Origin of the sequence: Streptomyces sp. NPDC056527, from assembly GCF_042794475.1 — a bacterium.
GTDB lineage: Bacteria > Actinomycetota > Actinomycetes > Streptomycetales > Streptomycetaceae > Streptomyces.
In genome coordinates this window covers 28,029-40,648 of record NZ_JBHTTQ010000005.1, presented here as the reverse complement: position 1 = coordinate 40,648, position 12,620 = coordinate 28,029, and the positions used below count along the sequence as shown (strand labels likewise).

Below are 12,620 nucleotides of genomic sequence, written 5' to 3'. Positions count from 1 at the left end.
GTTCACCCTCCTGCGAACGGCGGGAGCACCTCGACCGTGCCGCCCTCGGCAAGCCGTACCGTCTCATGGGCACGGGTCCCGACGGGGTCACCGTCGACGAGGAACGAACACCGCTGGAGTACCCGGACGAGCTCGCCCGGGTGCTTCTCGCGGGCGGCCTCCAGCGCCTCGGCCAGGGTCCCGGCGGTGTACGGCTCCTCGGCGACACCGGCGGCGGCCTTGGCCGCGGCCCAGTAGCGGATGGTTCCCGCTGCCATAGCGGCGCTCCCTTCGTTCGTGTGCGCGCCGCTGTCCATGATGGGCTATCGGCGGGTGAGCCAGTCCCCCAGTCGGCCGAGCAGCTCCTCGCCCACCGCGTTCTCGGCGTGTCCCATGCCGCGCTCCAGCCACAGTTCGCACTCGCCGGCCGCCGCCAGCATCCGCGGGTGGTCGACCGGGAAGTACGGGTCGCGGTCGCCGTGCACGATCAGCAGCGGGGTCGGCGCGATCATCGGCACCGCCTCCACCGGCGACAGCGGGACGGGATCCCAGTCGCGGTTGTCGATCCGGGTGCCGAGCCCGTAGCGGCCGACCAGCCGGCCCATCGGGTGGGTGATCACCCAGTGGACCCGTCGCATCGAGGGCGTACCCCGGTAGTACCAGCGGGCGGGCGCGCTGATGGCGGCGACCGCGTCGGTGTGCCCGCCCGTGTCCCGCTCCAGGGCCGCGTGGCGCAGGACGATCGAGCCGCCCATGGAGAAGCCGACGGTCACCACGCGCGCGTGGCCCCGCTCCCGGGCCCAGCGCACCGCGGCCGCGAGATCGAGGACCTCCCGGTCGCCGACGGTGGAGCGACCACCCGAACGGCCGTGCCCCCGGAAAGAGAAGGTGACGACGGCCGCGTGCTCGGCGAGCGCCTTCGCCGCACGGCGGACGGAGGGCCGGTCGGCCGAGCCGGTGAAGCCGTGGGCGAGGACGACCGCCGTGTCGGTGACACCTCGCGTATACGGTTCGTAAACAGCCTCGATACGGACGCCGTCGTCGGTACGCAAAGTGGCACGCTGGGAGCCGGAAGTGATCGAGGAAACATCCACGATGTGAAATCGGCCCTCAGCCTCGGAAGTCATGTGGGCTATTCTGCTTGGCATGAGGATCCGGGCAACGCAGCCCCCGGGTCCTTTTGTGTTTACCGACCGTTGTTACGACCGGATGAACAAAAGCTCTCAGGGCGCGAGAGCCGGCAGTGATGCGTACGAAGCAGTGCCGTAGTCCTCGCAGGGACCGAGGAGGAACCGACGTCATGGACGAGCGAACGAAGCACGACCGACAGGGCACCGAAGCAGGGAGGGCCCGATGAGCTCACTGCTGCTCCTCACCAACGCACTCCAGCCGTCGACCGAGGTGCTTCCCGCACTCGGCCTGCTGCTGCACAACGTGCGCGTGGCCCCCGCCGAGGGCCCCGCCCTCGTGGACACCCCCGGCGCGGACGTCATCCTGATCGACGGCAGGCGCGACCTCCCGCAGGTTCGCAGCCTCTGTCAGCTGCTCCGCTCCACCGGGCCGGGCTGCCCGCTGATCCTCGTCGTCACGGAGGGCGGTCTCGCGGCCGTCACCGCCGACTGGGGCATCGACGACGTCCTCCTGGACACCGCGGGACCGGCCGAGGTCGAGGCCCGCCTGCGGCTCGCGATGGGCCGCCAGCAGATCGTCTCCGACGACTCCCCGATGGAGATCCGCAACGGCGATCTCTCGGTGGACGAGGCGACGTACAGCGCCAAGCTCAAGGGCCGGGTCCTGGACCTGACCTTCAAGGAGTTCGAGCTCCTGAAGTACCTCGCGCAGCACCCGGGCCGGGTCTTCACCCGCGCCCAGCTCCTGCAGGAGGTATGGGGGTACGACTACTTCGGCGGCACCCGAACGGTGGACGTCCACGTACGACGTCTGCGGGCGAAGCTCGGCCCCGAGCACGAGTCGCTGATCGGCACCGTGCGCAACGTCGGCTACCGCTTCGTCACCCCGGAGAAGGTGGAGCGGGCGGCCGAGGAGGCACGGGCGAAGGAAGAGGCCCGGGTCAAGGAAGCGGCGCGCGATGTCACCCCGGCGGAGGACCGGAACGTGGTGGAAGCCACAGTGCGACCTGCCGGTAGGTAGGTCACCCCGCGTAGACTGCCGCGCGTGGCCAAGGTGACGCGGGATGACGTAGCGCGACTGGCGGGAACTTCGACCGCGGTCGTGAGTTACGTCATCAACAACGGACCCCGGCCGGTTGCCCCGGCCACGCGCGAGCGTGTCCTCGCCGCCATCAAGGAGCTGGGCTACCGGCCCGACCGGGTGGCCCAGGCGATGGCGTCCCGCCGCACGGATCTCATAGGCATGATCGTCCCGGACGCGCGCCAGCCGTTCTTCGCGGAGATGGCGCATGCCGTCGAACAGGCCGCCGCCGAGCGCGGGAAGATGGTCCTGGTCGGCAATTCGGACTACCGCGACGAGCGCGAGGTGCACTACCTGCGCGCCTTCCTCGGGATGCGGGTCTCCGGGCTGATCCTGGTCAGCCAGGGCATGAGCGAGCGGGCCGCGAGCGAGATCGAGGCCTGGGACGCGCGCGTGGTGCTGCTGCACGAGCGGCCCGAGGCGCTGGACGACGTCGCCGTCGTCACCGACGACATCGGCGGCGCCCAGCTCGCCACCCGGCACCTCCTGGAGCACGGCCACCCGTACGTGGCCTGCCTCGGCGGCATCCCGAACACTCCGGCGGTCGGCGACCCGGTCGCGGACCACGAGGAGGGCTGGCGCCGCGCGATGCTGGAGGCCGGCCGGTCGATCGAGGGCCGGCTCTTCGAGGCCCCGTACAACCGCTACGACGCCTATCAGATCGCCCTGAAGATCCTCTCCGGCCCGGACAGGCCGCCGGCCATCTTCTGCTCCACCGACGACCAGGCCTTCGGTGTGCTGCGCGCCGCCCGCGAGCTGCGCATCGACGTGCCGACGGAGCTGGCGGTGGCGGGCTTCGACGACGTCAAGGAGGCGGCCCTCACGGATCCGCCGCTCACCACGGTCTCATCCGACCGCCCGGCGATGGCTCGGGCCGCGGTGGATCTGGTCCTGGACGACTCGCTGCGGGTGGCCGGTTCGAAGCGCGAGCGGGTGAAGCAGTTCCCCTCCGCCCTGATCGTCCGCCGCTCCTGCGGCTGCGGCTGACCCTCCGGGGCCGGACCCCAGACCCAGGACCACGGCACCCCAGGCTTTATATCCGGCATACAGGGTTCTGTCGGGCTTCTCAGGCCGGCCTCAGGAAGCTCTCATGAACTGGTCCGAGAGTCTTCTCCATGACGGACTACCAGCAGCCGCAGCAGCCGTACTACCCGCCGCAGCCACCGCGGCCCCCGTACGACCCGACGCAGCCGGTCACGACGGAGCCGGGCACCACGATCTGGCCGTCCGGCGGGCATGTGCCGCCCCCGGTCGGCCCTCCCGCCGCCGGTCCCGCCCATGCCGCCCCCGAGCCGCGCCGCCGCGCCAAGCGGGGCGTCGGGCTCCTCGCGGCCGTGGCGATCGCCGCGGCCGCCGTCGGCGGCGGCACCGCGACGCTGGTCCAGCAGCTCACCGCGGACGACACCGCGCGTGCCTCCGGCGTGAGCGGGACGAACGTCTCCGCGAGCAGCAAGGGCACGGTCGCCGGCGTCGCCGAGGCCGTCTCCCCTTCGATCGTGGAGATCTCCGCGACCTCGACGTCCGGCAAGTCCACCGGCTCCGGCGTGATCATCACCGGCGACGGCGAGATCGTCACCAACAACCACGTGATCTCCGGCGCATCCGAGATCGGCGTGCAGCTGTCCAACGGCAAGTCGTACGCGGCGAAGGTCGTCGGCACGGACCCCGACAAGGACCTGGCGCTGATCAAGCTGGAGGGCGCGTCCGGTCTGAAGGCGGCCACGCTCGGCGACTCCGACGACGTCAAGGTCGGCGATCAGGTCGTGGCGATCGGCTCCCCCGAGGGCCTGACCGGCACCGTCACCAGCGGCATCGTCTCCGCCCTCGACCGCGATGTGACCGTGGCCAAGGACGAAGGCCAGGACCAGCAGCGGCAGCAGCAGTACGACCCGCGGCAGGGCTGGCCCTTCGAGTTCGGCGGGCAGCAGTTCAACGGCGACACCGGCTCGTCGAAGACGACGTACAAGGCGATCCAGACCGACGCCTCGCTCAACCCGGGGAATTCCGGCGGCGCGCTGATCAATATGAACGGCGAGATCATCGGGATCAATTCGGCCATGTATTCGCCCAGCGCGTCGAGCGGTTCTTCGGCCGGCAGCGTCGGCCTCGGATTCGCGATCCCGGTCGACACTCTCAAGGCCGACCTGGACAACCTCCGGTCCGGCGACGCCAACTGAACACGTGCGAGGCTGGCCCCATGACTGGCCCGGTGAATGAAGGCGACCGCATCCTCATCGTCGACGACGAGCCCGCCGTACGGGAGGCGCTGCGGCGCTCTCTCGCCTTCGAGGGGTACGGGACCGAGGAGGCCGTCGACGGCGTCGACGCCCTCTCCCGGATGGAGTCGTACGCCCCCGATCTCGTGGTCCTCGACATCCAGATGCCGCGCATGGACGGCCTGACGGCGGCCCGGCGCATCCGGGCCTCCGGTTCGACCGTGCCGATCCTGATGCTCACGGCCCGGGACACGGTCGGCGACCGGGTGACGGGGCTCGACGCGGGCGCCGACGACTATCTGGTGAAGCCCTTCGAGCTGGACGAGCTGTTCGCGCGGATCCGGGCCCTGCTGCGCCGCAGCTCGTACGCGAGCACCGTCGAGGCGCAGCCCGAGGGCGATGTGCTGAGCTTCGGCGATCTGCGGATGGACCTGGCGACCCGCGAGGTGACGCGGGCCGGGCGGCCGGTGGAGCTGACGCGGACGGAGTTCACGCTCCTGGAGATGTTCCTGGCGCACCCTCGCCAGGTGCTGACGCGCGAGCAGATCCTGAAGGCGGTGTGGGGCTTCGACTTCGAACCGAGCTCGAACTCCCTGGACGTGTACGTGATGTATCTGCGCCGCAAGACGGAGGCGGGCGGCGAGCCGCGCCTGGTGCACACGGTGCGGGGCGTGGGATACGTCCTGCGCGGCGGAGGCCCGGAGTGAGCGGTCCCCTGGCGTGGTTCCGGTCGCGGCCGCTGCGGTCGCGGCTGGCGCTCCTGACGGCGACGGCGGTCGCCGTGGCGGTGGCGGCGGTGTCGCTGGCCTGCTGGTTCGTGACGCGGGCGCAGCTGGAGGCCGAGCTGGACTCCTCGCTGCGCGACACCCGGCTCACGGACGAGCAGGCGCGGATGCTGCTGGGCTCCTGCGCCCCGGGGGCCGAGAACCGCCCGGTGCCGGCCGGGCCGGCGCAGACCCTGCAGATCGTCACCGTCACCGGCGACCTCTGCACGCTCGGCACCTCCCCGATCCCCGCCCAGGCCGGGGACCTCGCGGTCGCGCGGGGCGAGGAGCCGTTCGCGCTGCACACCACGAACGCCGAGAACGGCACGGAGATGCGGGTCTTCTCGTATCGGGTGTCGATCGCCGACCAGCCGGTCGCGGTCTCGGTCGCCCGTCCGCTGTACGAGATCGACCGCTCGATGTCCACGCTCGCCTGGGTGCTGCTGCTCGTCTCCGGGATCGGTGTCGTCGGCGCCGGGGCGGCCGGGCTGTGGGTGGCTCGGACCGGCCTGGAGCCGGTGGACCGGCTGACGGGCGCGGTCGAGCACGTGGCCGCGACCGAGGACCTGACGGTGCGCATCCCGGTCGAGGGCGAGGACGAGATCGCCCGGCTCTCGCGCTCCTTCAACGCGATGACGGCCGCGCTGGCCGTCTCCCGGGACCGTCAGGCGCAGCTGATCGCCGACGCGGGCCACGAGCTGCGGACGCCGCTGACCTCGCTGCGCACGAACATCGAGCTGCTCGCCCACAGCGAGCAGACCGGCCGGGCCCTGCCGCCCGAGGACCGGCGGGCGCTGATGGCCTCGGTGAAGGCGCAGATGACGGAGCTGGCGGCGCTGATCGGCGACCTCCAGGAGCTGGCCCGGCCGGACGCGGTGCAGCCGGGCCCGCTGGAGGTCGTACCGCTCCATACGATCCTGCGCTCGGCCCTCGCCCGTGCGCGGCTGCGCGGCCCCGAGCTGATCTTCGTCACGGACCTGGCGCCCTGGTACGTCCGGGCGGAACCGGCGGGTCTGGAGCGGGCGCTGGTGAACGTGCTGGACAACGCGGTGAAGTTCTCGCCGGCCGGGGGCACGGTCGAGGTGTCCCTGATGCGCGGCGAGCTGACGGTCCGCGACCACGGCCCCGGGATCGCGCCCGAGGAACTCCCCCACGTCTTCGACCGCTTCTGGCGCTCCCCCTCGGCCCGTAGCCTCCCGGGCTCGGGCCTGGGCCTCTCGATCGTGGCCCGCACGGTCCAGCAGGCGGGCGGGACGGTGACCCTGACGGCGCCGGAGGACGGCGGCACGGCGGCGACGCTCCGCCTGCCGGGCGCGCCGACCCCGCCGCCGTCAGTTGTGGCGGATGAGGGACTCGACCAGTCCTGAGCGGGTGTTCGGGAAGTCCAGGACGGTGATGCCGAGGCTCTTCCAGGTGTTGGCCGTGCCGTCCAGGAAGCCGTGGACGCGGGGGTTGAGGTTGTCGGAGTTCCAGCGTGGCGGCAGGGACGCGGACGTGCTGACGAAGTTGATGTACAGCTTGCCCGGCTGCTCGACGGCCGCGCGGAAGTGGGCCTCGATCTTGGGGTACTTGGCGTTCGGCAGGGCGTTCCAGTCGTCCTGGATCGCGATGGCTCCGCCGTCCCACCATTTGAGGCCGGGCAGGCCGCCGTTGTCGGCGATGAGGACGACCTTGCCGCGGGCCCCGCCCAGGGAGGGAACCGTGTCGCCGATGCGGAACAGCGAGCGCCAGCCGCGGTTGTCCAGGTAGTCGTCGAAGACCGCGCGGAAGGTGGCGTCGGAGTCCGAGGAGTACTCCTGCTTGACCCGCATCAGGACGGTCTCGGAGGGGTGGGCTGCCAGGAAGTCGCGGCAGGCGATGAGGACGTCGCCGAACATCATGTTCTGGTAGGACGCGCCGTGGTGGATGGCGAAGGAGCCGCCGGTGACCCGGCAGCGTATGTCGAGGAATCTGATTCCGGCGGCGAGCTGCTGGGCGATGGTGGTGTTCTGGCACTGGGACCAGGGGCCGCCGAAGCGGGCGCCGGAGTCGTGGGTGCCGGGGATGGTGAGCTTCTGGAGCGGGGTGGGGTCGCCGTGGCCGGCCATCCAGTCCTGGGTCGTGGCCGCCCGCGCGGACGGGGCGCCGACCAGGAGGACGGCACCCGCTGCCGCGGCTCCCGCGAGAAAGCTTCTTCGGTCCATGTGCCGGAGTATGACGTGTACGCGTCAGCACGCGCCAGAGGGGCGCGTCCGGGAAAAGCGGAGGGCGGCGGACCGTCGAACGGCCCACCGCCCCCTCGGACGTACGGAGTTACTTCACGACCGTGATCCGGCCCGTCGCCGGCGGGGCCAGCGGGGCGCTCGCGGTGGAGTGGGCCGCCAGGTAGCCGGTGAACAGGTCCAGGTCGGAGGCGCCGACCAGCTTGTTCTTGTGCTCCTTCAGGACGGCGAAGCCGTCACCGCCACCGGCCAGGAACTCGTTCATCGCGACCCGGTAGGTCTTCGACGGGTCGATCGCCTCGCCGTTCAGCTTCACCGAGGACGTCACGATCCGGTCGGCGCCGGTCTTCGTCATGTCCAGGGTGTAGGTGAAGCCCTTCGAGACCTGGAGGATCTTCGGGGCCGCCTGGTTGGCACCGCTGACCTGCTGCTGCAGCGTGGTGATGAGCTGGGCGCCGGTCAGGTCGACCGCCGTCATCATGTTGGTGAACGGCTGGACGGTGTACGCCTCGCCGTAGGTCACCACCCCGTCGCCCTCGGCGCCGGACGCCTTGTGGACCAGGGGCGCGCGGACGCCGCCCGGGTTCATCAGCGCCAGCTGCGCGCCGCCCTTGTCGGCCGGGGCCATGCCCTCGAGCTGCGCGTCGGCGATCAGGTTGCCCAGCGGCTTCTCGGGCGCGTCGGCGGGGTTGTCGATGTCGCCGGAGATGTAGCCGACGGGACGGCTCGCGATCGGCGCGGCCAGCGCCTTCCAGCGGTCGATCAGCCGGGTCATGTCCTCGGCCTTGGCCACGTCACGGGTGACGACGTGGTTCGCGGAGGCGACGGCCGTACGGACGATGTCCTTGGAACGACGGTCGTAGGTGAGCGTCGTGTCGGTGTAGAGCTTGCCGAACGAGGCCGCCGAGGTGACCGTGCGCGGCTTGCCCGCCGGGTCCGGGATCGTGCACGCGTACGCCTGGTGGGTGTGGCCCGTGACCAGCGCGTCGACCTGCGGGCTGACGTTCTTCGCGATGTCGACGATCGGGCCGGAGATGCCGTCGCCCGGGCCGGGGCTGTCGCAGTTGTAGTTGTACGAGCCCGAGGCCGGCGCGCCGCCCTCGTGCAGCAGGGCGACGATCGACTTGACGCCCTTGCGCTCCAGCACCTTGGTGTACTTGTTGATCGTCTCGATCTCGTCGCCGAACTTCAGGCCCTTGATGCCCTCGGCGGAGACGATGTTGGCCGTGCCCTCCAGGGTCACGCCGATGAAGCCGATCTTGACGCCGTTGCGCTCCCAGATGAAGTACGGGTCGAGCAGCGGCTTGCCGCTCTTCTCGTTCGTCACGTTGGCCGCGAGGTACGGGAAGTTCGCGCCCCGGAACCGCTTGCCCTCCTCGAAGCAACCGGCGGTCGGGTGACAGCCGCCGTTCTGGATCCGGGCCAGCTCCTTGGCGCCCTCGTCGAACTCGTGGTTGCCCACCGAGCTGACGTCGAGCTTCAGCCGGTTGAGGGCCTCGATGGTCGGCTCGTCGTGGAAGAGCCCGGAGACCAGCGGGGAGGCGCCGATCATGTCGCCGGCGGCGGCGGTGACGGAGTACCGGTTGCCCTCACGGGCCTGGCGCAGGTGCGTGGCCAGGTACTCGACGCCACCGGCGTCGATGGTCTTGGTGGTGCCGTCCGGGTTGGTGTGGGTGAGCCGCCCGGCCGAGCCGGTCGGCGGCTCCAGGTTGCCGTGCAGGTCGTTGAAGGAGAGCAGTTGGACGTCGACGTAGCGCCCGTGGTTGCCCTCGCCCTTGGTCCCCGAGGCGCCCGCGGGCAGCGCGGCGACGAGCGCGCCGACGGTGGCGAGCCCCGCGCCCACGGCGAGAATCCGCCGCGCCGTCCTCTTCTTCTTCGGTGTCGCTGACATCGCTCCCCTGTCCCCTCGCCCCTTTTGCGGCGCTGTTTCGACTGCTGCTGTGCCAGCGCAGCCTAGAGTCAACGCGCGTAGCGCAACAGGGGGTACCGGGTTACAACTCAGTTGATTCCGTAGGCTCAGGACATGACTCCTGACCCGGCGCCGGCCCTTGAACCCGGCCGGCAGATCCTCACCCTCGACGAGCTCTCCCCCGAACAGGTCCAGGACGTCCTCGACCTGCTGGAGGCGGCCGACCGCACCGACGGAGTGCACGCCGTGTCCGAGCAGGGGCGGCTCTACCTGCGGCACGGCAGTCGCGAGGGCGTACGGCACTTCCTGCTCACCGTCGGATCGCACCTGTACGGCTACGCCCAGCTGGAGGACACCGATCCCGTGGAGGCCCCGGCCGCCGAGCTGGTCGTCCACCCCTCGCACCGCGGCCGTGGACACGGGCGGGCGCTGGGGGCGGCGCTGCTCGCCGCCTCGGGCAAGCGGCTGCGGGTCTGGGCGCACGGCGGGAAGTCGGCGGCCCGGCATCTGGCCCAGGTGCTCGGACTGACCCTCTTCCGCGAACTGCGCCAGCTGCGCCGCCCGTTGGTTCCGCTCGACATCCCCGAGCCGGTGCTGCCCGAGGGCGTCACCGTCCGTACGTTCATGCCCGGCCAGGACGACACGGCGTGGCTCGCCGTGAACGCGGCCGCCTTCGCCCACCACCCGGAGCAGGGCTCGCTCACCCAGCGGGACCTGGACGACCGCATGGCCGAGCCGTGGTTCGACCCGAAGGGCTTCTTCCTCGCGGAGAAGGACGGGCGCCTGATCGGCTTCCACTGGACCAAGACGCATGCCGAGGAGCAGCTCGGCGAGGTGTACGTGGTCGGGATCCTGCCCGAGGCCCAGGGCAGCGGTCTCGGCAAGGCGCTCACGGCGATCGGGCTGCGGCATCTGGCGGCCCAGGCACTGCCGACGGCGATGCTCTACGTGGACGCGGACAACACGGCGGCGGTGACGGTGTACGAGCGGCTCGGCTTCGCCACCCACGAGGTGGACCTGATGTACCGCACGGAGTCCTGAACACGCCGTGAGAAGGGGGCGGTTGACACCGCCCCCTTCTTTGCACCACCCTTTCACTACTTGATTAGTGAAAGGGTGGTGAAGGGGAACATGCTCGAGTACCGGATCGACCGGCGCAGCGGAGTCGCCACCTACCTCCAGATCGTCCAGCAGACCAAACAGGCCCTGCGCATGGGCGTTCTGGAGCCCGGCGACCGACTGCCCACCGCACGCGAGGTCGTCGAAGCCACGGCCATCAACCCGAACACGGTCCTCAAGGCCTACCGCGAGCTGGAGCGCGAAGGACTCGTCGAGGCCCGCCGCGGGCTCGGCACCTTCGTCCGCACCACGCTCGGCACCGGCCCCGCCGACTCGCCCCTGAGGGGCGAACTCGCCGACTGGACACGCCGGGCCAGGGAGTCGGGCCTGGAGCGCGAGGACGTGGCCGCGCTCTTCACATCCGTACTGAAGGAATCTTTCGAGGGGGACGCATGACCAGCGGAACGGCCCTGAGCACCGAGGGCCTCGGCAAGCGGTACGACGGAAGGGAGGCCGGGTGGGCCCTGAGGGACTGCTCCTTCAGCCTCCCCGCCGGCCGCGTCTGTGCCGTCGTCGGCCCCAACGGCGCCGGCAAGTCCACCCTCCTCGCCCTCGCCGCCGGACTCCTGCGGCCCACCGAGGGCTCCGTCCAGGCGCCCGCCCGCGAGCACCTCGCGTACGTCGCCCAGGACAAGCCGCTCTACCCGCAGCTCACGGTCGACGAGACGCTGCGGCTGGGCCGCGAGCTCAACCCCGGCCGCTGGGACGGAGCCGTCGCCGAGCGGATCACCGCCGGCCTCGACCCCGCCACGCGCGTCCGCAGCCTCTCCGGGGGCCAGCGCACCCGCGTCGCCCTCGCCCTCGCCCTCGGCAAGCGGCCGGAACTCCTGCTCCTGGACGAGCCGATGGCCGACCTCGATCCGCTCGCCCGGCACGAACTCATGGGCGTCCTGATGGCCGACGCCGCGGAACGCGGCACGACGGTCGTCATGTCCTCGCACATCCTCGGCGAGCTGGAGGGCGCCTGCGACCACCTGCTCCTCGTCGGCGGAGGCCGGCTCCGCCTGGACGGCGCCATCGACGACCTCCTCGCCGCACACACGCTGCTCCGCGGCCCGATCGCCGACCTCGCCCCGCACCGGGTGATCGAATCCCGCACGACGGGACGCCAGCTCACGGCACTGGTGCGCCGGGACGGCCATGTCGAAGGCCCCTGGCAGACGAGCACCCCGTCCCTGGAGGACCTCGTCCTCGCCCACCTCCGCACCGAAGGAGCCCCCGCATGAGCGCCCTCACCCTGAAGGGTCCCCACTGGGTGACGGTCCGCCAGCACCGGCGCGCGCTGTGGGTCGCCGGAGCGGCCGTCGCCCTGAGCCTGGTCTGCGTGGGGGGCCTGCGCTTCTGGGACTCGCTCACACCCGGCACCAACCAGGACAACGGCTACGCGCTCCTGCGCTGGGGCATGGAGTACTTCTCCGCCGGCATGATCCTTCTTCCGCTGCTGGTCGGCGCGTTCGTGGCGGGCCCGATGGTCGCGCGCGAGCTCGAGTCGGGGACGTACAAGCTCGCCCTCGGCCAGTCGGTGGCGCCCTCCCGGTGGCTCGGCGCGAAACTGCTCACGGCGGCGACGGCGACGGTGGTGATCACCGCCGCGCTGACGGCCGTCTACCAGGTCGGTCTCGCCCGCGTGGACGGCGCCTTCCAGCTCCACTGGTCCGACCGCGGCCCGTACGAGGCCTCCGGCACAGTCCTGCTCGCCCAGTGCATGCTGGCGATCGCCGTGGGCGCCCTCGTCGGGCAGCTCGTCCGACGCACGGTCCCCGCCATGGCCGTGACCGGGATCGTCGTGGGCCTGCCCGCCCTGCTCCTCGGCGCCTTCCGCTGGGACTTCCTGTCCCCCCGAACGATCACCGGACCGATCGACGACCGGAGCGGAATCCTCGTCGCCCCCGACGACGCCTTCACGACGGCCCACGGCCTGCTCGCCAAGGACGGAGGGCGCATGACCGACTGGCCCTGCTGGCGCTACGAGAGCACCGCCGCCTGCGTCGACGGCGAGGGCCTCACCGGCCAGTACGTCGACTACCACCCGGCCTCCCACTTCTGGCCCACCCAGCTCATCGAGACCGGCATTGTGCTCGCCCTCGCCGCCCTCGCCCTCTACGCCGCCTTCCGCGTGCTGCGCGCCCGGCACCCGTAACGTAAGAATCGAGGTACCGAAAACGGGTCGGCGGGGCCCTCCAGGGCCCCGCCCACGTCTCCCACGCAGCGAACCCACCAC

The 12,620-nt window shown here is 71.3% G+C and carries 13 protein-coding genes; 9 read left to right on the top strand and 4 right to left on the bottom strand.

Translation table 11 applies throughout. The features are described from left to right. Nucleotides 1-2: 2 nt before the first annotated feature. Both ACFQ7Q_RS04290 and ACFQ7Q_RS04285 read right to left on the bottom strand, forming a co-directional pair. A complete protein-coding gene (locus tag ACFQ7Q_RS04290; RefSeq protein WP_383549670.1) occupies nt 3-257 on the bottom strand; it encodes a MoaD/ThiS family protein in 255 nt (84 codons plus the stop codon). Between the two features lie 45 nt (nt 258-302). Further along, nucleotides 303-1,106 (bottom strand): alpha/beta hydrolase family protein, encoded by an 804-nt coding sequence (locus ACFQ7Q_RS04285; RefSeq protein WP_383549667.1) that lies wholly within the window; start codon nt 1,104-1,106, stop codon nt 303-305. A 226-nt stretch (nt 1,107-1,332) separates the two neighbouring features. On the opposite strand from ACFQ7Q_RS04285, the gene ACFQ7Q_RS04280 reads away from it, so the two are divergent. From ACFQ7Q_RS04280 to ACFQ7Q_RS04260, 5 genes are all read left to right on the top strand, one after another. Then, nucleotides 1,333-2,130, top strand: coding sequence for a response regulator transcription factor (locus ACFQ7Q_RS04280; protein ID WP_383549665.1), 798 nt, complete (start codon nt 1,333-1,335; stop codon nt 2,128-2,130). Between the two features lie 24 nt (nt 2,131-2,154). Beyond that, entirely contained in the window at nt 2,155-3,177 is a 1,023-nt protein-coding gene (locus ACFQ7Q_RS04275; protein WP_383549662.1) for a LacI family DNA-binding transcriptional regulator, read from the top strand. A 128-nt stretch (nt 3,178-3,305) separates the two neighbouring features. Continuing rightward, nucleotides 3,306-4,367, top strand: a complete 1,062-nt coding sequence (locus tag ACFQ7Q_RS04270; RefSeq protein ID WP_383549659.1) for a S1C family serine protease — start codon at nt 3,306-3,308, stop codon at nt 4,365-4,367. A 20-nt stretch (nt 4,368-4,387) separates the two neighbouring features. Beyond that, complete coding sequence (locus ACFQ7Q_RS04265) at nt 4,388-5,113, top strand: response regulator transcription factor (RefSeq protein WP_383549655.1); 726 nt, start codon at nt 4,388-4,390, stop codon at nt 5,111-5,113. Beyond that, nucleotides 5,110-6,537, top strand: coding sequence for a sensor histidine kinase (locus ACFQ7Q_RS04260; RefSeq protein WP_383549652.1), 1,428 nt, complete (start codon nt 5,110-5,112; stop codon nt 6,535-6,537). The genes ACFQ7Q_RS04265 and ACFQ7Q_RS04260 overlap by 4 nt, the downstream gene beginning before the upstream one ends. Here the strand turns inward: ACFQ7Q_RS04260 and ACFQ7Q_RS04255 are convergent. Beyond that, complete coding sequence (locus ACFQ7Q_RS04255; protein WP_383549649.1) at nt 6,502-7,353, bottom strand: phosphatidylinositol-specific phospholipase C; 852 nt, start codon at nt 7,351-7,353, stop codon at nt 6,502-6,504. The two genes, ACFQ7Q_RS04260 and ACFQ7Q_RS04255, sit on opposite strands and share 36 nt — an antisense overlap. 109 nt (nt 7,354-7,462) lie before the next feature. After that, entirely contained in the window at nt 7,463-9,262 is a 1,800-nt protein-coding gene (locus ACFQ7Q_RS04250) for a bifunctional metallophosphatase/5'-nucleotidase (RefSeq protein WP_383549646.1), read from the bottom strand. A gap of 132 nt (nt 9,263-9,394) precedes the next feature. On the opposite strand from ACFQ7Q_RS04250, the gene mshD reads away from it, so the two are divergent. From mshD to ACFQ7Q_RS04230, 4 genes are all read left to right on the top strand, one after another. Next, on the top strand, nt 9,395-10,321 hold the full coding sequence (gene mshD, locus ACFQ7Q_RS04245; RefSeq protein WP_383549643.1) for a mycothiol synthase: 927 nt from the start codon (nt 9,395-9,397) through the stop codon (nt 10,319-10,321). A 90-nt stretch (nt 10,322-10,411) separates the two neighbouring features. Then, the gene (locus ACFQ7Q_RS04240; protein ID WP_383549640.1) at nt 10,412-10,795 is read left to right on the top strand and encodes a GntR family transcriptional regulator; all 384 of its coding nucleotides are present in this window, start codon (nt 10,412-10,414) and stop codon (nt 10,793-10,795) included. Next, nucleotides 10,792-11,625, top strand: coding sequence for an ABC transporter ATP-binding protein (locus tag ACFQ7Q_RS04235; protein ID WP_383549637.1), 834 nt, complete (start codon nt 10,792-10,794; stop codon nt 11,623-11,625). The genes ACFQ7Q_RS04240 and ACFQ7Q_RS04235 overlap by 4 nt, the downstream gene beginning before the upstream one ends. Next, nucleotides 11,622-12,539 (top strand): ABC transporter permease, encoded by a 918-nt coding sequence (locus tag ACFQ7Q_RS04230; protein ID WP_383549634.1) that lies wholly within the window; start codon nt 11,622-11,624, stop codon nt 12,537-12,539. The genes ACFQ7Q_RS04235 and ACFQ7Q_RS04230 overlap by 4 nt, the downstream gene beginning before the upstream one ends. Nucleotides 12,540-12,620 lie beyond the last annotated feature (81 nt).

What these genes read in the sequence shown, in the direction of transcription:
- ACFQ7Q_RS04290 (WP_383549670.1), bottom strand. Translation starts at nt 257, where the DNA reads ATGGCAGCGGGAACCATCCGCTACTGGGCCGCGGCCAAGGCCGCCGCC.
- ACFQ7Q_RS04285 (WP_383549667.1), bottom strand. Translation starts at nt 1,106, where the DNA reads ATGACTTCCGAGGCTGAGGGCCGATTTCACATCGTGGATGTTTCCTCG.
- ACFQ7Q_RS04280 (WP_383549665.1), top strand. Translation starts at nt 1,333, where the DNA reads ATGAGCTCACTGCTGCTCCTCACCAACGCACTCCAGCCGTCGACCGAG.
- ACFQ7Q_RS04270 (WP_383549659.1), top strand. Translation starts at nt 3,306, where the DNA reads ATGACGGACTACCAGCAGCCGCAGCAGCCGTACTACCCGCCGCAGCCA.
- ACFQ7Q_RS04265 (WP_383549655.1), top strand. Translation starts at nt 4,388, where the DNA reads ATGACTGGCCCGGTGAATGAAGGCGACCGCATCCTCATCGTCGACGAC.
- ACFQ7Q_RS04255 (WP_383549649.1), bottom strand. Translation starts at nt 7,353, where the DNA reads ATGGACCGAAGAAGCTTTCTCGCGGGAGCCGCGGCAGCGGGTGCCGTC.
- ACFQ7Q_RS04250 (WP_383549646.1), bottom strand. Translation starts at nt 9,262, where the DNA reads ATGTCAGCGACACCGAAGAAGAAGAGGACGGCGCGGCGGATTCTCGCC.
- mshD (WP_383549643.1), top strand. Translation starts at nt 9,395, where the DNA reads ATGACTCCTGACCCGGCGCCGGCCCTTGAACCCGGCCGGCAGATCCTC.
- ACFQ7Q_RS04240 (WP_383549640.1), top strand. Translation starts at nt 10,412, where the DNA reads ATGCTCGAGTACCGGATCGACCGGCGCAGCGGAGTCGCCACCTACCTC.
- ACFQ7Q_RS04235 (WP_383549637.1), top strand. Translation starts at nt 10,792, where the DNA reads ATGACCAGCGGAACGGCCCTGAGCACCGAGGGCCTCGGCAAGCGGTAC.
- ACFQ7Q_RS04230 (WP_383549634.1), top strand. Translation starts at nt 11,622, where the DNA reads ATGAGCGCCCTCACCCTGAAGGGTCCCCACTGGGTGACGGTCCGCCAG.